Origin of the sequence: Brasilonema sp. UFV-L1 (genome assembly GCF_012912105.1) — a bacterium.
GTDB lineage: Bacteria > Cyanobacteriota > Cyanobacteriia > Cyanobacteriales > Nostocaceae > Brasilonema.
In genome coordinates, this window is the sequence record NZ_QMEA01000074.1 from 1 (window position 1) to 22,224 (window position 22,224).

General features: G+C 41.7%; 17 protein-coding genes. 6 read left to right on the forward strand and 11 right to left on the reverse strand.

Features of this window, described 5'->3' with window-relative positions; all coding sequences use genetic code 11:
* Window positions 1-32: 32 nt before the first annotated feature.
* A complete protein-coding gene (locus DP117_RS20700; protein ID WP_248277751.1) occupies window positions 33-677 on the reverse strand; it encodes a hypothetical protein in 645 nt (214 codons plus the stop codon).
* Entirely contained in the window at window positions 674-1,708 is a 1,035-nt protein-coding gene (locus tag DP117_RS20705; RefSeq protein WP_169220142.1) for a mechanosensitive ion channel family protein, read from the reverse strand. The genes DP117_RS20700 and DP117_RS20705 overlap by 4 nt, the downstream gene beginning before the upstream one ends.
* Before the next feature lie 394 nt (window positions 1,709-2,102).
* On the opposite strand from DP117_RS20705, the gene DP117_RS20710 reads away from it, so the two are divergent.
* Window positions 2,103-3,131 (forward strand): TIGR00341 family protein, encoded by a 1,029-nt coding sequence (locus DP117_RS20710; RefSeq protein ID WP_169220143.1) that lies wholly within the window; start codon window positions 2,103-2,105, stop codon window positions 3,129-3,131.
* A 142-nt stretch (window positions 3,132-3,273) separates the two neighbouring features.
* Here the strand turns inward: DP117_RS20710 and DP117_RS20715 are convergent, their stop codons facing one another.
* Entirely contained in the window at window positions 3,274-4,869 is a 1,596-nt protein-coding gene (locus tag DP117_RS20715) for an iron uptake porin (RefSeq protein WP_169220144.1), read from the reverse strand.
* A 1,000-nt stretch (window positions 4,870-5,869) separates the two neighbouring features.
* On the opposite strand from DP117_RS20715, the gene DP117_RS20720 reads away from it, so the two are divergent.
* Window positions 5,870-7,840, forward strand: coding sequence for a serine/threonine-protein kinase (locus tag DP117_RS20720; RefSeq protein ID WP_169220145.1), 1,971 nt, complete (start codon window positions 5,870-5,872; stop codon window positions 7,838-7,840).
* A gap of 11 nt (window positions 7,841-7,851) precedes the next feature.
* Here DP117_RS20720 and rppB read toward each other — a convergent pair whose 3' ends face one another.
* From rppB to DP117_RS35475, 7 genes are all read right to left on the reverse strand, one after another.
* Window positions 7,852-9,225 (reverse strand): two-component system sensor histidine kinase RppB, encoded by a 1,374-nt coding sequence (gene rppB / locus DP117_RS20725; protein WP_169220146.1) that lies wholly within the window; start codon window positions 9,223-9,225, stop codon window positions 7,852-7,854.
* Entirely contained in the window at window positions 9,203-9,916 is a 714-nt protein-coding gene (rppA, locus tag DP117_RS20730; protein WP_169220147.1) for a two-component system response regulator RppA, read from the reverse strand. Before rppA ends, rppB begins: the two co-directional genes overlap by 23 nt.
* A gap of 30 nt (window positions 9,917-9,946) precedes the next feature.
* On the reverse strand, window positions 9,947-10,432 hold the full coding sequence (locus DP117_RS20735; RefSeq protein ID WP_169220148.1) for a DUF2808 domain-containing protein: 486 nt from the start codon (window positions 10,430-10,432) through the stop codon (window positions 9,947-9,949).
* A 181-nt stretch (window positions 10,433-10,613) separates the two neighbouring features.
* The gene (locus tag DP117_RS20740; protein WP_169220149.1) at window positions 10,614-11,111 is read right to left on the reverse strand and encodes a hypothetical protein; all 498 of its coding nucleotides are present in this window, start codon (window positions 11,109-11,111) and stop codon (window positions 10,614-10,616) included.
* A 143-nt stretch (window positions 11,112-11,254) separates the two neighbouring features.
* Window positions 11,255-14,413: an efflux RND transporter permease subunit gene (locus tag DP117_RS20745; protein WP_169220150.1), complete on the reverse strand. Its 3,159-nt coding sequence runs from the start codon at window positions 14,411-14,413 to the stop codon at window positions 11,255-11,257.
* A 37-nt stretch (window positions 14,414-14,450) separates the two neighbouring features.
* Entirely contained in the window at window positions 14,451-16,142 is a 1,692-nt protein-coding gene (locus DP117_RS20750; RefSeq protein WP_169220151.1) for an efflux RND transporter periplasmic adaptor subunit, read from the reverse strand.
* A 186-nt stretch (window positions 16,143-16,328) separates the two neighbouring features.
* Window positions 16,329-16,475 carry a hypothetical protein gene (locus DP117_RS35475; protein ID WP_211176238.1) on the reverse strand — a complete coding sequence of 49 codons (147 nt, stop codon included), beginning with the start codon at window positions 16,473-16,475 and terminating at the stop codon, window positions 16,329-16,331.
* Window positions 16,476-16,563: 88 nt separating this feature from the next.
* Between DP117_RS35475 and DP117_RS20755 the strand changes: the two genes are divergently transcribed.
* On the forward strand, window positions 16,564-17,313 hold the full coding sequence (locus tag DP117_RS20755) for a DUF561 domain-containing protein (protein WP_169220152.1): 750 nt from the start codon (window positions 16,564-16,566) through the stop codon (window positions 17,311-17,313).
* Window positions 17,314-17,449: 136 nt separating this feature from the next.
* On the opposite strand, the gene DP117_RS20760 is transcribed toward DP117_RS20755, so the two are convergent.
* A complete protein-coding gene (locus DP117_RS20760) occupies window positions 17,450-18,577 on the reverse strand; it encodes a DegT/DnrJ/EryC1/StrS family aminotransferase (RefSeq protein WP_169220153.1) in 1,128 nt (375 codons plus the stop codon).
* Between the two features lie 310 nt (window positions 18,578-18,887).
* On the opposite strand from DP117_RS20760, the gene fetB reads away from it, so the two are divergent.
* The 3 genes from fetB to DP117_RS20775 all read left to right on the forward strand — a co-directional run bounded on the left by fetB (window position 18,888) and on the right by DP117_RS20775 (window position 22,223).
* On the forward strand, window positions 18,888-19,664 hold the full coding sequence (fetB, locus tag DP117_RS20765) for an iron export ABC transporter permease subunit FetB (protein ID WP_169220154.1): 777 nt from the start codon (window positions 18,888-18,890) through the stop codon (window positions 19,662-19,664).
* A gap of 426 nt (window positions 19,665-20,090) precedes the next feature.
* Window positions 20,091-21,326, forward strand: coding sequence for a succinate--CoA ligase subunit beta (locus tag DP117_RS20770; RefSeq protein WP_169220155.1), 1,236 nt, complete (start codon window positions 20,091-20,093; stop codon window positions 21,324-21,326).
* Window positions 21,327-21,341: 15 nt separating this feature from the next.
* Window positions 21,342-22,223, forward strand: coding sequence for a CoA-binding protein (locus DP117_RS20775; protein WP_169220156.1), 882 nt, complete (start codon window positions 21,342-21,344; stop codon window positions 22,221-22,223).
* Window position 22,224 lies beyond the last annotated feature (1 nt).

Consider the following 22,224-nt stretch of genomic DNA (forward strand, 5'->3'; position numbering starts at 1 on the left):
CTATGATTACGCTCGCCTCCATTATTTTGTGGTTATAGTTTGAAAACACGCCCTAGCCACAATCCTGCACGCACTAACGAGAGTGTCAGTTGTAAAAATAATTCAATTCCTTTGGGTTGCGCTCCTGTATCGGGGTTATTAGCTTCCTTGGGAACGAGTCTTCGGAACCAAGAGCGCCAAATCCAACCTAAAACTAAATGGAGAGCGATCGCACTCAACACAGATAAGACTGTAAATAATATCGCCCTCCACAGATAACCTAACCTTCGTTCTTCTTGACCTTGCGAAATAGCTTCAGTGATTTGTTGCGCCCAGATTTGCGCCTGTTCCTGCGTTGTCCTGCCAGGAGGAGTGTCTTGTTGGGTGATCGTTAGCAGGTGACGACCATTAACCTGAATAACAGGTAATTGATTGCTTTCTACAATCTCCACCTTTACCGGTTCAGTGGAGCGGACGACCTGTTTTAAAATCAATCTGGCATCAGCTGCGCGGTTTTCGGCACTAAATTGTCCAGCTTCACTGACTTCAAATAGTCGGCGACCATCCAGTGTAATCACAGATGTTGGTCTGGCTTGGGCTTGTACTGGCATTGGACTCGTTGAAAACCATGCCAATATAAGCATCAAAGTCATGGCAAAAATGACGCCAGTCATGCGAAAGCGACGAAAGCGGCTCATAATTCCTCGATTCTGCTTCCAATGCGATGATCGCCATTGCCCTCTGCTTCAGAACCATTTCTTTGTGCTCGAATTTCGGCAAGCTTCCTAAGAGCATCACTGATTCGTCGTGGCTTTGGCACTTCACCCGATCCTGCGGGCCACCCTTCACGTTGACGTGAGCGAATGCCATCTGTTTCTTCTGTCTGATCGTGGAACAAAATTTGTGTCGTTGGGAAGGGTAAGTCAATACCGTTGGCTGTTAGCTTATTTTTAATAGCGCTCAGAACCTGATCCCGTGAGTCCAGACTATCTGCCCGTCGCGGGGGAGCAATCCACCATCGGGCGCGGATATTCACTGTACTTTCAGCAAGTTCCATCACCAGCACGTCAGGAGCCGGGTCTTTCAAGACCACATCTACACTATGCATTGCCTGGAGAATCAACTCCTTCGCCCGTTCAATGTCATCACCGTAACCAATGCCAACATCATACTCCAAGCGGCGGTTCTCAAAGGCAGTATTCACAGTGATCGAATTTGTGAACAGTTCCGCATTGGGAATCACGATGCGGCGACCATCGTAGGTTCTAATTGTTGTAGCACGTGTCTGAATGTTTTCTACCGTTCCCTCAAAGGTTTTAAAGATAATTTGGTCATCGATTTGGAATGGTTCAGTTAAAAGAATCAGGATACCAGCTAAAAAGTTTTGCAAAATGTCACGGAAAGCAAAACCAATCGCTACACCACTGATACCTAATAGTTGAACTAAATCTCCTGCTTGGAATGTTGGAAGGACAATCGATAAAGATATGAATAGACCCAGTAAGATGATAGCTCCCTGTGCTAAACGTCCAAGAATTAGCCCCAGATTACGTGCATGGCGATATCTTCTAGTAAGGCGTCTGACAACAAACCGAACTATCCTAGCTGCAAACCAAAATAATGCAAAGACAATCAATGCCAACACAATATTAGGCAGCATAATGATAAAACCATCAAGCATTGCCTGAAGTTTTACCCATGCTGCTGATACTGATTTCTGAAAATTCATTACACCTTTTTGCTATAGAGATGGTGCTTATGTTAATAGAAACTTAAAAAAAACTTCTCTACCTATGGTCAGTCATATCTTGGATTAATACATAATTTTTTTTAACAAAGTATTATTATGAGTCACTTTTTGTGACACAATTTACTTTGCCTACTGTGAAGAAAATGATTTTTTAATGTTATGACTCTAGCTAGATGAATTAATTTACAAAATATGATTTCTAGTCCAGAAGATAACAATATTTTTTGAAGGAATCCATACAGACTGCATAGCGCCCCTTCACCACCAATGCCTATGCTTGCGGCACATCTTGTGACGAACGACCAATTGATCTGGTGTTTCCTCCAAGGATGAAACTGATCACTGATCACTGATCAAAACGAGGGATATTATTTTGCCAAACATCAATGATATTCGTCAACGTTTTAATAATTTCACAAACAAGAGAGTCGCACAGCAGGAACTAGAGGAAATACGAAGCGGACTCTTAGAAGAATCAAGTATAGATATTAATTATCTTGTATTGATTTTGGGTTCCTGTGTCATTGCCACGTTGGGATTGCTTTCTAATAGTGCCGCTGTCATCATCGGTGCAATGATCATTGCTCCGTTGATGTTACCAATTCGGGGGCTAGCCTTTGGAGCTTTAGAAGGCGATGTTGTCCTTTTTCGTAAAGCTTTCACTGCGATTATCATAGGAACAGCTTTGGCCATGACTTTAGCTTTGTTGATTGGTTATTTTGTGGGGCTTCCACAATTTGGCAGCGAAATTATCAGTCGTTCTAAACCTAATTTGCTTGACTTAGGAATTGCAGTAGCAGCCGGAGGAATTAGTGGTTTTGCTAAAGTTCAGCCAAAAATTTCTGGTTCTCTAGCTGGTACTGCCATTGCTGTTGCTCTTATGCCACCGATATGTGTTGTAGGCTTGGGTTTATCACAAGGAAATTTGGCGCTGAGTCTCGGTGCAACCCTTCTTTATTTAACTAATTTGTTGGGAATTACGCTTTCTTGTATGCTGACTTTTTTGCTTACTGGTTACACTCCATTGAAGCATGCCCGTAAAGTTCTTGGGTGGACACTAGCTTTTACAGCAATACTCCTCATTCCTTTAAGCGCAGGCTTTTTTCAGTTAATCAGACAAGCCCAACTTGAAGTCAGTCTTAGAAGGGCACTATTAAATAGAACGGTGACTTTTCAGCGAGTGATATTACTTAATAGTGATGTGAATTGGCTAACTCATCCACCAGAAGTTCGTTTAAGTGTTCGTGCTAAGGAACCTGTAACACCAAGACAAGTGATGCTTTTAGAAGAATTTTTAAAAAAAGAAATGGGTCAGCCCTTCACTTTGATTTTTGAAGTTGGTCAAATAGAGGAAGTTAAGCGTGATACCCCAGATGATTCCAAATTTGACCAAATACGTTAGTGGGATTTAAACAAAACAAAAGATGAAAAACAGGTATGCTGACAAAGCAGCATACCTTTCACGTCAAACTGACACAATCTCACAAATGATACAGATAGTTCAGCTATCATTAGAAATGAGTCTAAAATGAGTAGAATACAAATTAAAAATTAAATATAGTCCTGAATGTGCCTACAAAAATATCACCATTCACATTATTATGATTAGAATTTGTGAGATACATAACACCTGGAATTATCTTAATATTCTCAGTTAAAGGATACTCATAAAATGCTTCAAAATGCAATCCTGTTGCTGTATCTTCTCGTGCGGTAATCGTATTACTAATGACTTTTGGTGGCATTCCAAAGCCTAATCCACCAATAGCATTTTTTTTCAAGAAATCAGGAAAAGCGAAATTAACAGCGTAATTGATAATGTCAGCATGATCCTTCACACCATCTGCTCGTTCAGCATTAGTATATCCAAACCATCCACTCACAGCAAACCGAGACGATATTCTCCACAAAGCCCCAGTAGCATAAGAATTAGATGTGAGTGGCACACCTGAACCAAAAGGAATGTTTGAGAAAGTACTACCTGTTCGATGCGATAAGTCCCCATTGGCAGAGTAGTTATGTACATACAAAAATCCTATTTCAACGTTGGAGACTGGTTTATAAGAAAGCTGAGCTAAACCACTATAAGTGCCATTAAATAATCCAGCAGCACCAGTCGATATTTCAGCATTTTGTGCTAGATAACCTAAGTCTAACCTGAGAGATTCATTCACTTTGTAAACAGCAGCAAAACCACTACCTGTCGTATTCCCAATACGGTATATTGGATTGCGTTCTAAAAATCGTGAAGGTGAACCTTTCGCACCTCCAAAGCTAGCAAAATATGGGTTAATAACTGTGGCATAGTAATGGTGAGAGGCAGCATTACCATAAAGATAAAGGTTTAGATTTTCACCGACAGGAAACCGATATTCTAATAAATTGAGAAAAATACTATTATTTGTATTTCCAACTTCAAAAGATTGTCGCGTCATGTTTGTGCCAGTAGCAGCATTGAAATTTGGGATTCTATCAGAAGCTTGCAGACGCACAAGCAATCTATCTTTGCCTGTAAAGCTGGTAAGGAAATTTATTCGAGCGCGATAGTTCAATGTCAAATTAGAGTCGATTTTGGTATCAGGGTTGCTATCAGCGCTATCTCCGATCACATCACTAACAGCAAAAACAGCAGAAATACTTAATTGAGTTGTTGTAGAAAATTGATTGGCTGTTATTTTTGCACTCCGGGCTTCTAAATTTTCTACCCGATTTTGTAAAGTTTTCAACTCTACAGCAAATTCATCTTGTAAACGTTGGAGAGTAGAAAATTCAACAGAAGTCAGTTGAAAAACCTGATTTTCTATCAGTTGATAAACTTTGTTTAAGCAACCATTCAATGCTGCAGCAAATTCGTAACGAGTCATCACCTGATCACCTTGATAGGTACGATCAGGATATCCCACAGTACAACCATACTGCTCAACTAAAGATTGCAATTTTTGAAATGTCCAATCTGTAGTTTGTACGTCTGAAAGTTGAGAAACCGAGGGAGTTTGAAGTTCTGTTGGTTCCTCAACTTCAAGTTGTTCAAATGCTTTTTCCTGTTGAACCTCCCACGCAAAAACAGGATTTGAAAAAACTAATATAAAACTTAAAATCGCTGTGTTAGCAGATACTAATGTTTTTGAAACTACAGACATTTTTTGTCTCACTCTTCAAAAGGATTGTGCCAATTTGGTCTCAATTTTAAATCTATCTATACGACGACTCCTTAAGATGAAATAGTCAGATTGATACGTTTTCATTAGAGGATGTCTAAAAAGTATCTCAAAGGTATATTTTGTCATTCTTAGACAAGCGTTGCGGAACATAAGCGCAAAGACATAGAATCCAGATTTAGAGGCGTAGTCTTAAGAGACTTCACTACGCTATCAGTTCCTTCGCTTTGCGAAGAACTCAGTATGACATTTTTGACTTCAACAGACTCCTCTTAGTGCTCGCTATTCCATGAGAAAGATACGATGACTTTTGTAATCTATTAATCCATATCGTGAAAAGTTATCTAAAGTTCAGGACTTACGCACGAACAACGTAATCATAGTCCGCAGCGACAGGAGGGAAGCAATCGCAACCCACTGTTTTTAGTAGCGCGTGCGTAAGTCCTAAAGTTGTTATTGAAATAAACACAGGAAGTTTATTCTCTAACTTAAAAAACTCCATCAACTTAAGTTGTGTCGAGTCTTTTAAGATCAAAAATTCAAGAAAAAATGCCGTGAAAGTAAAAAGCTTATTCATTGATTGTGCTTTGCTGGTGAGTATGACTTTCCCAAGCAAAGCACAACAACCGCCGAGTGGGAAGCAGCTGCAACAACTCAATCAATAACTTAATATAAAGCGAGTAGAGCAACTGACAAAGGTTTGGGATCGATTGGTGTCAACTTAAGGAAATTGCGATCGCTGAAAGTGAACACTCCACGCCATCGCTCAAAAAAGATTTTTCCTGTGAGTTTGAGTCATACACTGCATTGCCTGCTTCCACGTTAAACGTGATTCAAAACAATGGCAAAGCCGAAGAAATTGAATAAAGTCCACTATTTTCCTGAATGTAACATTTTCTAGAACGCAAAACTTAACAAAATTGGCAATTCAGACGTTTGAAGGGATTATAGTAGATGACGATGGCTGAGCGACGCCTAACTTATGATTTACTGCCTCAATCCCAGTTGCGAGAAGCCCCAAAATCCAGATGGTGCAGACTTTTGCCACAATTGCGGTACACAGCTCATACCCCAGCTGCGAAACCGCTATCGCATTATTCAACCATTGGGAGGCGGGGGATTTGGCAGAACTTTTTTAGCAGAAGATGAAGACAAGTTGAATGAGCATTGTGTTGTCAAGCAGCTCGCACCGCAAGTTCAAGGAACTAGCGCTTTGCATAAAGCAACTGAACTCTTTCAAGAGGAAGCGCGGCGTCTGCAACAGCTTGGAGAACATCGGCAGATTCCACATTTATATGCTTACTTTAGACATGATAACTACTTGTATTTGGTGCAGCAGTTCATCCAAGGGCAAACTTTGCGAGACGAGTTGAAACAAGAGGGATTTTTTAGTGAGGAAAAAATTTGGGAACTGTTGCGTGAATTATTACCAGTTCTCAAGTTTGTCCACGAGCATCAAGTCATTCATCGCGACATTAAACCAGAAAATATTATCCGTCGTTCTTCCCAAAATGCTCAAGAAGATTTAGTGTTGATTGATTTTGGTGTAGCTAAACAGTTAACAGTAACTTCTCTAGAACAAACAGGTACAACTATTGGTTCTTATGGCTATGCACCAATAGAACAAATGAGACATGGCAGTGTATATCCAGCGAGTGATTTATTTAGTTTGGGTGTAACTTGCTTTCATCTATTAACAGGAATTCACCCATCTGGGCTTTACATGGAACACGGCTATGCTTGGGTGATGAATTGGCGACAATATCTTAAGTCTCGCATATCTCTAAAACTGGAACAGGTGCTAGATAAGCTGTTGCAAAAAGATATCGAGCATCGTTACCAGTCAGCCGATGAAGTCTGGCAAAATTTGCTTCAAAAGCGACAACCAGAGGTGATTCCACCAGAGATGAGTGCAACGCGAGCACCTTCAAGTCTTTCTTTGACGTCATCAGTTTTTCCAAGTGTTCCAAGCACTATTCTTCAACTAAAAACTCAGTGGAAAAAATCACTGCTTATTGGAGGTAGTATTACACTTTTAGGGTTAGGTGGACTGATTTATTACTGGCAAAACTTTGGGCGTACTTCAGTTCTAGCTGGACACTCAGATGAAGTGAATTCCCTAGCATTTAACCCTCCAGGAACGATTCTTGCTAGTGGCAGTGATGATAAGACTATCAAACTTTGGAACTTCAAGAGTAGAAAGGAAATTCGTACCCTTAACGGACATAAAGATATTATTTATTCTCTCGCTATTAGCTCGGATGGTCAAACTCTTGTCAGTGGCAGTAAGGATAACACAGTCAAAGTTTGGAATTTGAAAACTGGACAGGAAATTCGTACTCTTAAAGGACATTCGAGTCTGATTAATTCTGTTGCTATCAGTTCGGATGGTCTAAAAATTGCGAGTGGTAGTTATGATAGTACTATCAAAATCTGGAATTTGAACACGGGACAGGAAATCCGCACTCTAAAAGGGCATACAAGCGAAGTTCTGTCTGTCGCCATTAGTCCAGACAGTCAGAAGCTTGCTAGCGCCAGTGCAGACAGAACTATCAAAGTGTGGAACCTAAATACAGGAAAAGTTATACTCAACCTCGAAGGACATGAAGGTGATGTGAATGCGCTTGCTATTAGCCCGGATGGTCAATTATTAGTGAGTGCTAGCGATGATAAAACTGTCAAAGTCTGGAATTTGAATACGGGAAAGGAAATACGGACTTTTGAAGGGTATGTAGCTGATGTGAGTGCTGTCGCTTTCAGCCCAGATGGTGAAAAAATTGCTACTGGTAGCGATGATGGTACAGTTAAAATCTGGAACCTGAGTACAGGACAAGAAATAAGCACTTTCCCAGGACATACAAGCGAAGTTTTTGCTGTCGCTTTCAGTCCAGATGGCAAAACTTTGGTGAGTGGTGGTAAGGATAAGACTATCAAAATTTGGCGATCGCCTTAATTAAGAAGAACTCAGTGCTGTGTATCTGTCAACGGCAAGCGAACGATGAAGGTACTACCTTTACCAAGTTGGCTTTGCACCTGTATGCTACCCTTGTGTGCCTGAACAATAGCCTGGGCGATCGCCAATCCCAATCCAGAACCACCCGTGCTACGCGAGCGATCGCTATATACTCTATAAAAACGGTCAAAAATTCGCTTTTGTTCGTTCGGTGCAATGCCAATTCCTGTATCTTCAATTTCAATCACTGCATCACCGTTGCTGCGCTTAAGGATAACAGTGACGTAACCGCCAGTAGGGGTATATTGAATAGCATTAGCAATTAAATTAGAAAGCAAACGTAAAAGTTGGTCTTCGTCCCCCATCACATATAACGGCTGATGGCATAGAACTGAAGATGTTAATTGCAAAGAAGCTGCACTTGCTAACGCTGAAAATTCTTCTATAAGGTCATTAATCAAAACGTTGAGACAGCAGGGTAGCCATTGTGTCACCAGTGTTCGCTGATCCAATCGCGAGAGTAGCAGTAAATCAGCAACCAGTTCAACAAGTCGATGATTCTGACGCTTAATAGATGCCAGGATATCTCTGGCTTCTTGTTCAGGCAGACACTCCATATCAAGTACAGTTTCCACTGTTGCATTAATCGCTGCTAGAGGAGTACGCAACTCATGGGAAGCATCAGAAGTAAACTGTTGCATTTGTTTATATGACTTATCAATTGGTCGCATTGCCAAGCCTGCTAGCCACCAACTAGAACCGCCAACGAGGAGTACCGTAATAGGCAATCCGAGTGCCAAAACCAATTTTAAAGCAGCCAGACGACTATCAAGTTCTTTAAGAGAGCGTCCCACTTGTATGTAGCCCCAAAGCTGATTATCTTGAGTGTGCAGGGGCACAGACATTTGACTGTAACGATTGCTTTGTGAATCCTTGACTGTTTGCCACACTTGTGTTTTTCGCACAAGGGGCGGCAATTCGTTAGGTTGAAAACCTGCTACAGCAATCAACCGTCCCGAAGTATCAACAAAACGGATATAATATTGTTTATCTTTGTAAAGAACATCAACAATGCCGTGTTCAGAGTGGGCAAGTTGATTGTGGCTAAAGATTTTTTGGGTGGGACAACCCGACTCGGCTTGACAAATATTTGGTAAAACTAACTGGAAAACTGGCTCCGTGCGACCTGGCTTTTTCAGAGTCGCTTCTATCACATTATGCAGTGTAACTGTTACAGACTCCAGTTCCCGATTGATAGAAATCAGGTAAGCTTGGATGATGACCTCATACACAGCGAAACTACATAGGGACATAATCAGACCCATAACCCCTGCATACCAAAGAGCAAGCGTTGCGCGAGTCTTATGAAACAGTTTTATCTGCATTGCTAGGATTAAAACGATAACCCATGTTAGGGACGGTTTCAATTAGACCATCACAACTATATTCAGACAGTTTGCGTCGTAAAAGTCGGATTTGAGCAGCCACCACATTACTAATACGTTCTGCGCTGAACGTATAAAGATGACTCAAAATTTGGTCACGGGTAACAATTACGTTAGGACGTTTCATGAAGTATTCCAGCAGATGAAATTCCTTCTTTGTTAGAGAAATAACTTGCAACTCACCATTAGGGTGTTGACGAGAAACTGTACAACTACCGTAGTCTAGGATGAGACAACCAACTTGAAGTTGCTGAGGTTGGAAGGAGGGCGATCGCCTTTGCAAAGCCCGCAACCGCGCTAGCAGTTCCTCCATACCAAACGGCTTCACCAGATAGTCATCAGCCCCTGCATCTAGTCCAGCTACCTTGTCTGCCATGCTGTCTTTTGCTGTTAGCATCAGCACGGGTAAAGAGTAACCGCGAACCCGTAAGCGCTTACACAGTTCTAAACCTGATATTCCTGGTAGTAACCAATCAAAGATTGCCAGTGTATATTGCCTCCATTCGTTTTCTAGACAACTCCAAGCTTCATTTCCATCTAGAACCCAGTCAACAATATATTTTTCCTTGCTCAATTTGCGCGCTACTGACGCACCCAAGTCTGGCTCATCTTCAACTAGCAGAACTTTCATAAAAGCAGCTACACTTATGAAATTTATCTATCAATAATTACGCAGTTGAGCTACACCAATCGGTAGCTCTGCATTATTACCTTCTAGTCTTGCAAAAATTTTATATAGCTTATCACCCGTGGTCGCGGCGGATTTTTTTACCTTATTCATGTCTATAGTGAGTATAGTGCCGGGGGCAACTGGTTCAGCAAATGCTAGTATAACTTTTTTGTTATTAATAGAAACATTGGCATTAATTTTTTTACCAGACTGGTCAGATACATCTATATTATCTCTGACAGTTATGTGAGATGGAGGTTCGATAGTTAGCTGGGAAAGAGCCTTGCATTGTTGGGGAATTTCTAATCGTAAGGTGTGTCTGATAATCCTCCAATGGCGAATGCCTTGAGGAAATTCTACTAAGCTAATGACATGCGGAGAATTAAGAGATTCTGTTGTAGGATGTGCATAAGTACTAGAAACTGAAACTGTCAGCATCAAGGTGACAGCAGCAGCGTAAATGAGTGTTTTTTTCATTTCGCACCTCTAAGCAATGAGGTAGGTCAATCAACCATCAGAGTCATATGCAGGCGAATGACACTGTTACTCAATAGCTTGACAGAGCGAAATGAAATTTGGATGAAATTTTAGCCTGTTAAAGGGAATTTACGAAAATTAGTAGAATTACTAAAAGTTCAGCACTTGTCAATTGCTCAAATTATTGATTAACAGTAAATCGACCGTTTACCTTTTCACCGCCTATATCAGCAGTAACTTTTACTGGATATTGACCGGGTGCGTTTCCTGGAAGCGCAGCTGTATAGTGTTTATCTTTAGCATCATATTTGAAATCTAAAGTTTTCTGAGTTCCGTCAGGTAGTTGAACTTGAGCTGTTACTTTGGCATTGGATACTATTTCGTGTTTTTCACCTTTTTCTATAATGAAATCCAAATGAGAGCCTTTGTCTTCTTTATGAGTTACTAACTCTAAATGATATTGACCTGACTCGACAACTTGACCACCATGAGAATGCTCTTTGTCACTATGCTCGATTTTGCCATGTGATTTAGCAGTCTCAGTTTTTGAGGTATTGGTTGCGGTTGAAGATTCTGTGTTACTTGCTGAATTACTTTCTTGGGTTGCATTACTACAAGCACCCAACAAAAGCAGCCCCACAGTTCCTAGAACAATCAAGCCTGATTTTAGTGATTTCATTGATTGACTCCTCATTTAGAATAATTAAGAATTGAGAAATTGAGTAAACTTGCATTTTCATACAACCGACCCTTGAGCAATGTTAATGTTTTGCACTTGCATGGTCTTTTTAAAAACCAAAAAGCTGCCAAACATGGTACTAACTATCGCTCAAAAACTGCTTGAACTGCCTTGCCATTTCCCACAGATAACACAGTTCGCTTAGGCATTAATAAAGAGCCAAACTTAGCATATAAAGCTGGTAACACTACCAGAGTTAACGCTGTAGAAGTAAACAACCCACCTAACACCACTATCGAAAGAGGTTGTAGAATTTCCTTTCCAGGACCACTCTCAATTACCAGAGGTGCTAATCCCAAAGCTGAGGTAAAAGCTGTCATCAAGATGGCGTTGAGACGTTCCATTGACCCTTTCATCAAAACTTCTTTAAAAGGCATTCCTTCAGAAAATTTCGTGTTGTAATTATCTACTAACAGCAACCCGTTACGGGTTGCAACTCCAAATAGAGTAACAAAACCAACCAAAGAAGCGATAGAAATCACGCCTCCAGTCAAAGCTACCGAAAATATCCCCCCCACTAATGCCAAAGGCAAATTAATCATAATCATGGCGGTCGAGGGAATAGATTTGACTGAAAAGTACATGATTACTGTAATGACGACAAAGGCTATGGCACTGAAAATTAAGATATTTTGAGTTGCTCTTTCTTGCGCCTCAAATTGACCTGCGTACTGAATATAGTAACCAGAGGGCGGATGTACTTGTTGCTGAACTTTGGTTTGAATTTCATTCACAATAGAACGCAAATCTCTACCACTGGCATTTGCAGAAACAACAATCAAACGAGAAACATTTTCACGGTTAATAGTGTTGGGACCAGTACCATTGTTAATTGCAGCAACTTGTGCTAAAGGAATTTTACCCCTCCTTTCATCCCCCCCTTGAGAAGGGGGGGAAAGAGGGGGAGTATCAACTAACAAATTACCAATGGTCTCTAAGTTTTGACGGGCATCTGGTTTTAACCAGACAATTAAATCAAAGGTTTGTTGTTTCTCTAAAACTTGGGACACCACTCGTCCATTGAAGGCAGTTTCAATAATTTCGGAAAGTTTTCCAACTGTTAAACCATATTGAGAAGCTGCTCCTCGGTTAAACTTAATTTGTATCTGTTCTACTGGAACTTGAGGTTCAAGTTGCAAATCAACAATTCCCTCAACGGTTTTCATCACCTCATTTACCTGATTCCCAATGGTACGGAGTTGTTCTAAGTCAGGTCCAAAAATTTTGACTGCGATCGCACTCCTAACCCCAGACAATACCTCATCCATCCTGTGAGAAATAAAACCACCAATATTTGGTGCAACTCCTGGTATCTTGGCAAATTCCGACCGCAACTTTTCTATAGTCGCCTCCCTATTTTTCATCCCTTCGTCACTCAACTCAATATCAATGTGTCCTAAGTTCACCCCGGCTGCTTCCTCATCTCTTGGCGCACGTCCGGAACGCAACTGTACATATGGAAATCTCTTGTCATTTTTCAGTGCGGCTTGGAGTGCTTCGCCTGCTGCATTGGTCGCTTCTAAAGAAACCCCCGGATAGAGAGTTATAGTATTTACCAAAGTTTGCTCCTGAAACTCTGGTAAAAACACGCTTCCAAAGGAAGGAACAATGACGACTGCGGCTATGAGCAAAGCAGTAGCGACAACTAATATAATTGCAGAATATCGTAGAGCAAACGATAACAGTGGACGATAAAGCCGTTTAAAAAATCTTGCTACCCAAGGTTCGGTTTCTGGAAGGTGTCCGTGAGGCAAAAGAATTGCACATAAAGCCGGAGTTACAGTTAATGCTGTCAGACTAGAAGCAATCACTGCTGCTAAATATCCCAATCCCATTGGAATAAAAATGCTTCCTTCTACACCAGTCAAAGCAAAAATTGGAGAGAAGACAACTATAGTAATGATGGTAGCTCCAAAGACTGAATCGCGCACTTCCTGACAGCCATCAAATACCACATCTAAAACGGGACGTGGATTGAGAGAGTGTTTATTTTCTCGCAAACAACGGTAGACATTTTCTGCATCCACAATTGCATCGTCAACCGCTGAACCAATTGCGACTGCTAACCCTCCCAAAGTCATTGTATTTAAACCTTGTCCCAACCAATTGAGCAACATTACCCCAACCAGCAAAGATAATGGAAGCGCTGTTAAACAAACAGCGAGGTTGCGCCAATTCATTAAAAATGGAATGAGGATAAGGGCAACAATAATACTGCCTTCAACTAAAGCCTCTCTCACATTTTCAATAGAAGAATCGATATAATTTTCCTGACGGAAGGTAGCAGTCACTTTAATATCTTTGGGTAAACCTGCTTTGATTTCTGACATCGCCGCTTCTAAGGCACGGGTGACAGTGGGAGTATCAGCTTGAGGCTGTTTATTAATCAAGACAATAATTGCCTTTTGACCGTTAAAGCTACCATCCCCCCGTTTAATAGCTGCACCAATTTGTACATCAGCAACATCTAATAGTTTCACTGGTGTACCATTGCGAGCAGTAATGACAGATTGCTGTAATTCTTCGATAGATTCAATCCGCCCAACACCCCGAATTAACCTTTCTCGGTCAGGAGTGATTAAGTAGCCACCAGGCGCATTGACATTGGCAGCTTTGGCAGCTTCTGCCACATCTTCTAAAGTCACATTAAAGGCGTTTAACTTCTCTGGGTCAACCAAAACTTGATATTGACGAATATCGCCGCCATAAGCCACAACCTGACTTACACCAGGGACAGCCAACAGACGGTTTGTCACTTGCCAATCAACAATACGCCGCACTTCCATTAAAGGTGTGCTAGAAGAAGTGAAGGCATATTGCAATACAGTCCCAATAGGAGAACTAGTAGGGGAGACTTGGGGTGTTTCCACACCTTCAGGAAGCTTACTTTGAGCTTGTTGCAATCGTTCTGTGACTAGCTGTCTCGCTTGATAGGTATTCGTTCCCCAGTTAAAAATGGTTCTGACAACCGAAATTCCCGACGCACTTGAAGAACGTACTGCTGTCACTCCCGGAGTCCCATTAATTGCACTTTCAATAGGTAAAGTCACCAGTGATTCGACTTCTTCTGGTGCTAGTCCTGGTGCTTCTGTTTGAATTTCAACTTGAGGCGGTGCAAAACTAGGGAAGACATCTAAGGGCATTTGGATAATTGTTTGGAATATCCAAAGAGTGACGACAATTGCACCCAGGATGACTAACCAACGACGCGCAATTGCCCATTTTATAATTGCACTTAGCATTTTTATTTATATTTATTTATGACTTAATTAATTATTTTTATTTCTTATTGGTAATTTTTGACTCATGATGAGTAGCACGGTGATTATCAGTAAATTCTGTTGATTCATCCCTAGATACTGCCCTTACTTCAGAACCTGGGCTGGAGAAAGATTCACCGCCTTGAGATACTGGAGTTAGACCTGGTTTGGTACGACGACCTATCATGAAACCAGTGAGTGCGATCGCACCCCCAACTGGAATAGCTGACCACCAGGGCAATTGCACTCCACTTTTGTTTTGTACCGTCGCTTCACCTGAGTTATGTTCTTCTTCTGAGTGGTCGTGACCGTGTTCATGTTCATGTGAGTCAGATTTGCTACCGCCCCTCAAAGACTGTGCATAAAGTTGAGGCGCACGTTGTGTAACAACCAAATCTCCATCGAACAGACCATTCTTAACCTCAACTAAATCTCCAGAAGTTTGACCTAATGTCACTTCAGCAGACACGAAGGCATTACCATTTTGCACGTAAACCAATTTTTTACCATTTGCCTCTACTACAGCAGAGCTAGGAATTGCTAACATAGCTGTGGATGTTCTGTCTGTTATGACCTCTAATTCGGCGAACATCCCTGGTTTAAGCTGTCCACTAGAGTTATCCAGTTCGGCTTGTACTGGTACGACTCGCGTTTCCCCTTGTACCAACGAGCCAATCCGCGCAATTCGTCCGGTGAAGGTACGATTGGGTAAACTAGCCACTTTCACCCTGACCTGTTGACCAATTTTTATTTTGTCTAAATCTTTTTCATAGATGTTCGCTGTGGAAAAAACTCGACTGTCATTCACAATCGTCATTAGCTTGCCACCTGCGTCCTCAAATGATTGTCCCAGGGTAACTTCTCTGTCAGCAACCTTACCAGAAATGGGTGCTGTCACCGTGACCAGTCCCTTAGCATTGGCGCTATTTCCCAATTGTTGCAGCCGAGTTTCATACGCAGCATTACTAAGTTGAATACGTGAATTTGCTACCTCAACAGCTGATTTCGCACGTTTGAGTTTATTTTCAGCATCAATCACGTCTCGACGGGTACTGGCTTTGGTGAGTTCTGCCTTAGCTTGTGCTAGCTGGGTTTGGGATTCTAAAGCATCACGTCGTGGCAAAGCACCAGAATCTGCTAACTGGTTGTCTTTGTCGTACTTCTCTTGAGCAAATGATACTTGGCTCTGTGCTTCGGCTATTTCAGCTGCGGCTATCTGCTGATATTTTTCGTAGTTTTGTTGAGCTAACCGTAAGTCAGCTTGCGCTTGTTGTAAATCAGCCCTACTTTCGGCAAGTTTTTCCTGAGATTCAACGCGCAGCGTCACCAAGTCAGGACTCGTTAATACAGCTACGGGTTGACTTTTTTTCACGCTTGCACCAGGTTCCACCAACAACTCAATGACTTTCGCCCCGGAAATTGGGGTAGTGACTTCCACTTTTTGACTAGGCAAGGTTTCAATCTGTCCCGTAGTTTTAATGCCAACATCTAACCGCCTTTGTTTAACAGCTTCAACTTTAATTCCTAGCCGTTTGGCAGTTTCTGCTTCAACTTCAACTTTTGCAGTTGGTTCGCTTGCGCCTTGAAATTCATTTCCGTGGCTACCATGAGCTAAAACAGTTACGGGAGCATTTAGCAGCAGCAAGTTCAGCATTGCCAAAGAAACACAACCCAGTGGCGTAGAAAGTTGAGAAAGGTTAGAGATTTGCATCGCTTGAAGTGTCCTTGAGTAACTAGGAAGCAGAATCGTGCTTGGATATTGCCATGTGGGATTGGGGTCTGGTGCTTTTTTAGCTAAATACGTCGTCGCTGTTGCAAGTTGTTTATAGAACGTAGTAAGCCCTTGTTCACTAGTCTTTCATATCGCTATGAAAATGGGATGAAATTTTGAGGAATATTATAGCTGTAGCAACAATTCTTGTTTTTCCTCTGGAGAGAGTGATGGAAGAGCGTTAAACCCAAGCGATGAAACTGATAGCTGATAACTGATAACTGTTAAACCTACATTCCGCACCCTATTTATATTTTGGCTGTTTTTTGACATATCATCTCATGAGGGAGTCGCGTTCACCCTTTCAGTAACGAGGAGACGATAGAATAAACCTAATTTTCCAAGCTTCCAAAGACGAAATATGACTATGCATCCTACCCTCCAACGTGCATTTGCCAACCGCCGTGCGCTCAAAGTGATCAGCGGCTTGAATAACTTTGATGCGCGTAGCGTCGCAGCAACCCTCAAAGCAGCCCATCACGGTGGTGCGACTTTCGTAGATATCGCCGCCGATCCTGCTTTAGTACAAATGGCGAAAAGTTTGACAAATCTTCCAATTTGTGTTTCTGCGGTTGAACCAGAGCAATTTGTCCAAGCAGTCACCGCAGGTGCAGATTTGATTGAAATTGGTAATTTTGATTCTTTCTACACTCAAGGACGCAGATTTGAGGCTGAAGAAGTTTTAGCGCTGACTCACCAAACCCGCACTCTCCTCAAAGATATTATCCTTTCTGTTACTGTTCCCCATATTCTGACTCTAGATCAACAAGTAGAGTTAGCAGAGGAACTGGTGAAAGCTGGTGCAGATATTATCCAAACCGAAGGTGGAACCAGCAGCAACCCAACTCACCCCGGAACTTTGGGACTCATTGAAAAAGCTGCTCCTACTTTAGCAGCAGCTTATGAAATTTCTCGTGCGGTGTCAGTTCCAGTGTTGTGTGCTTCAGGTATTTCTAACGTCACAGCACCTCTTGCTGTTGCTGCTGGTGCAGCAGGTGTTGGTGTCGGTTCTGCTATCAATCAACTTAACAGCGAAGTCGCAATGATTGCTGCTGTACGTGGTTTGGTGGAAGCGTTGGGAACTGTTAGCACTTCTGGTGTCCTCCTCTAAACAAGGACACGGGGAAGAGGAGGATGAGGAAGATGTTAGCGCAGCGAGCCGTAGGCTGGGAGAGACTTCTAATTCTGAATTTTGAATTTTGAATTTTGAATTTTGAATTTTGAATTTTGAATTGTCTTGTCTCCCTCTAACCCAAACAATCCTTGAGGCTATAAATCACCATGTCTTGCTGTTCTTCTGACAATTCTGGGAACATGGGCAAGGATAAAACTTCTTGACAGGCTTGCTCTGCGACAGGTAATTGTCCTTCTTTGTACCCCAGGTTTTCATAAACTGGTTGCAAGTGTAAAGGGTGCGGGTAGTAAATCATTGTGTTTACACCGCACTCTTGCAATAGAGTGCGAATCGAATCCCTTTTATGATCCTGTACGCGAATGGTATATTGATTCCAGACTCCCATACCTCCAGGTAATTCTTGAGGTGTAGTTATACCAGAAACTTGATTGAGGAATTGATGATAACGAGTAGCAACTCGTTGCCGCTGATTATTCCAAATATCAAGATAACGCAGCTTAATTTGAAGAATAGCTGCTTGGATAGCATCCAAACGGCTGTTAATCCCCATTTCCTCGTAATGGTATCGATTCTTTTGACCATGCTCTTTCAGGACTCGTAGCTTTGCTGCGATTTCGGGATTATTGGTTGTTATTGCTCCGCCATCACCGCAAGCACCAAGATTTTTGGTTGGGTAAAAACTGAAGCAACCGATGTGTCCAATACTTCCTACCTTTTGCCCTGCCCAATTGGCTCCTGTAGACTGAGCACAATCTTCTATGACGACTAAATTGTGTGCTTGTGCTATACTTAGCAAAGCAGTCATATCCACAGGTTGACCAAATAAATGAACCGGGATAACTGCTTTGGTTTTTGGTGTGATTGCAGTTGCAACTTGCTCTAAATCAAGATTAAACGTAGTCGCATCGATATCAACAAACACTGGCTTAGCACCCACAGCACTGATAACCTCAGCAGTGGCGATAAAAGTAAACGGTGTTGTAATCACTTCATCGCCTGCACCAATATCGAAAGCTCTAAGCGCTAAGAAAAGAGCATCAGTACCCGAATTACATGCTACACATTCAGTGACACCAGTATAAGCAGCTAACTGTTGCTCAAAGCCTGCTACTAAAGGACCGCCAATATAACGACCAGAAGCAAGAACCTCTAAAACAGCTGCGCTGACTTCTGCTTCTATACTATTGTATTGTTGCTTGATATCAAAAGCTGGTACGGAATGATTTAGACTTTGAACCATGAGATTTTATCTTAACTTCAAGATAGATACTGACGTTAGATTTGTTGCTTATTGAGTTTTGAATCAAAAAGCTCGTGCAAGTCTTTTTCCCCAAATTTCTGCCATTTAAAGGTTTTTACTTAGGGCTAGGATCAAATGGCTAGGGTGCAAGGAATTGTATATCCACCAAGAACCAATACCTTTGATGAAAGTTCCCGGTAAGTCCTTGGGAGAAAATAAAGAATAAAGGACAAAGGAAAAAAGTGCAACCGAGTCGCTGTAAACTGTAACCTATATTTTGTAACCAGTATGTTTGAGAGGTAGAAAACCTATGCAGGAGCTGATCAAGCTAGATTTAGTCGATTTGGCTTTTGCTGTTGGATTAATGGGTGTAGCCATAGGTTTATCCGCTTGGGAAAGAATAGGACTAGAACTAAATTTAGCCCTCGCAACAGGAAGAACTTTCCTACAACTAGCCATATTGGGATATGTTTTGGAGTTCATCTTTACTTTGGATAATCTGTGGGCCGTTTTGGCGATTCTGGGAGTCATGCTGACGATTTCGGCAATTGTCGCACGCAATCGCATTACTCCAAAAATACCGCAGATGTTGCCCTTAGTGTGGGGATCAATTTTTGTCAGTACAACCTTAACACTTGTTTATACCAATATATTGATCATTCAACCAGACCGATGGTTTGAGCCGCAGTATGTAATTCCTCTGGCTGGGATAGTATTAGGTAATGCGATGAACGCCGCTGCGCTTGCTGGAGAACGTCTTGTCAGTGTCATAAATGCTAGTCAGTTGGAAATAGAAACTCACTTAAGTTTAGGTGCAACTCCACAGCAAGCGATCGCACAATACCGTAAAGATGCTGTTCGCGCTGGATTGATTCCTACTGTTAATCAGATGATGCTTATCGCTATGGTAAGCTTACCAGGAATTACAAGTGGTCAGTTACTCAGTGGTACTCCAGCTCGTGAAGCTGTCTCTTACCAAATTTTGATTATGTTCATGATTGCTTTCGCTAATTTGCTGACAACACTTTTAGTCACTCGCGGAATATATCGTCAATTTTTCAACTCTAGCGCACAGCTCGTCAGATGAAGCGGTTTGAAAATTCAGGCGAAAAAGCAAAATCATCTGAAAACAAAAGAATCTTTGATAGACAACTAGATGAATGTATGAAGAAAAGCACAGCAGTTTGCAAGTTAGTGAGGTACAGAACCTAGACTTCACGCGCCAGGTATGAAGGCTGTTTGACTCCTGAGGACTGAAGATTAACGCCTCTATTCTGCTGTATCTGTGTTCATATGTGCTAGCAATTTTACGGATATTCTAAATTACGTTATCTATAATGGAAAAAATGAATTTCATATGATAATAGTAAATGTATCTTATTTGATTAAAATTGATGAAAAAGGATAAGTCTTTGTAGGCAAAAAAAGCTTTATCCTGCAACTAGGGGGCAGCGTGAATGTTTTCGACAACACCGCAGCAACCCTGCTCACGTGGTAAAAAAGGTGTGTGTCAATGGATTTGTTAGAATACCAAGTCAAAGAATGGTTTACAGAAATAGGCATCCCCGTATTGCCTTCGCAACGAGTTGACCATCCCACGGATTTAAAACGTTTAAAAATTAACTATCCGATTGTTCTGAAATCTCAGGTGTATGCTGGTGAACGAGCAAAAGCAGGTGGAGTCAGATTTGTAGAAACGACTATCGATGCGATCGCGGCTGCACGAAGTATCTTTAATCTGCCAATTTTAGGTCAATTGCCAGAAGTGCTACTAGCAGAAGCTAAGTATGAGACTGAACAAGAATTTTATCTAGCTGTGGTATTGGATACAGCTGTCTGTCGTCCTGTACTTTTAGGTTGTACAGAAGCAGACGACATTAATTGGGAATTAGCAGACGAGAAAATGCAGTACGTTGTCGTTGAACAAGAGTTTTCCCCATTTTATGCTCGACGACTGGCGTTGAAAATGGGGTTGCAAGGTGCCTTGATGCAGTCAATTAGCACTGTTGTTGAGAAAATGTACCAGTTATTTGTCGAAAAAGACTTGGACTTGGTAGAAATCAATCCCTTAGGTGTGAGTTCCTCTGGTCAAGTTATGGCGCTTAATGGTAATGTCAGCGTCAATGAACGGGCAATTGGTCGGCATCCAGAAATCGCTGAAACCACAACTAAAATAGTAAACCGCTATACCAGCAGCGAGACTGTGAGGAATTTGGGCGACTGGGATGTTGTAGAAATGCATGGTAAAATAGCCATCTTGGGTAATGGCGCTGGATTAATCATGGCAACTTTAGACTTAGTTGTTAACAGTGGTGGCAAGCCTGGAGTGTGTCTAAACCTGCGCCATGCGTCTGTGACTGAAACCTCACCAGACACCTTCAAGAGTCGCTTGGACAAAGCTTTAAGAAACATGGCGACTGATAAAAGTATTCAAGTAATACTCATTAATTTTCTAGGTAGTATTTCTCAAGGTACTGAAGTTTCTGAAGTCATTGCCGACTTTGTAGAGAGTGGTGCAAGTGAACCTCAATCATTTCTGCCGAGTCGATCTAATGGCGGAAAAAACCGTCGAGAGAATTTTCCGCGCTTAGTCGTCCGTCTTGCTGGTTCTGAGTTCGATAAAGCCAGGAAACATTTAGCAGCACTGAAAACCCCCAGTGATACGTCGATAGTCGTCGTAGAAGATTTAGATGAGGGCGTCGCTGAAGCAGTCCGTTTGGCTAGATCAACAGCATATAGAAGGTTTTGACTAAATTTACCTACTATGAATTTAACACCATACAGTAAAGTATTAATCCAAGGCTTTTCTGAGTACATAACAGCAAATCATGTTGCCCAAATGAAAGCCAACGGCACAAATTTGGTTGCAGGAGTGAATCCTGGATGTGGTGGACAACAAATTTATGGTCTACCAGTTTTCGACCTCGTAGAAGAAGTCGTGGAACAATTTGGAGAAATTGATACTACAATTATCTGCGTACATCCTTACCAAGTTTTAGATGCAGCGCTAGAAGCGATCGCATCTAATATCCACCAACTGATCATCATCTCTCCCGGCGTACCACCGTTGGACATGGTGGAACTACTGCGTAAAGCCGAAGCAAAAGAAACTCTCATAGTAGGACCAAATAGTCCTGGAATCATCATACCAGGAAAAATTCTCTTAGGAACTCAGCCAAGTGAATTTTATACTCCTGGTACAGTAGGAATATTGAGTAGGAGTACGACTCTGACTTACGAAATAGCCAGGGAATTAACTCATGCTGGGTTAGGACAGTCAATCAGTGTCAGCATCGGGAGTGATGCGATCGTTGGTTCGTCTTTTCTGCAATGGCTGCAAATATTAGATGAAGATGAAGCCACAAAGGTTATTGTTTTAGTCGGTCAACCAGGTGGCGATCGCGAAGAAGCTGCAGCACGATATATTGCAGAAGCAATTGATAAACCAGTTGTTGCCTATATTGCAGGTACACAAGCACCTCCTGTCAAACATTGGCGTCAAACAGGAACTTTGGCGGCTGTAATCGGACGCGATCCTGATTTTGGCACAGCAAAAAATAAATTAGCTGCTTTGTCTTTTGCAAGAGTTCCAGTTGCAGAACGTCCTTCTCAGATACCAGAATTGGTGAAGAAGGCGCTGAAATAGC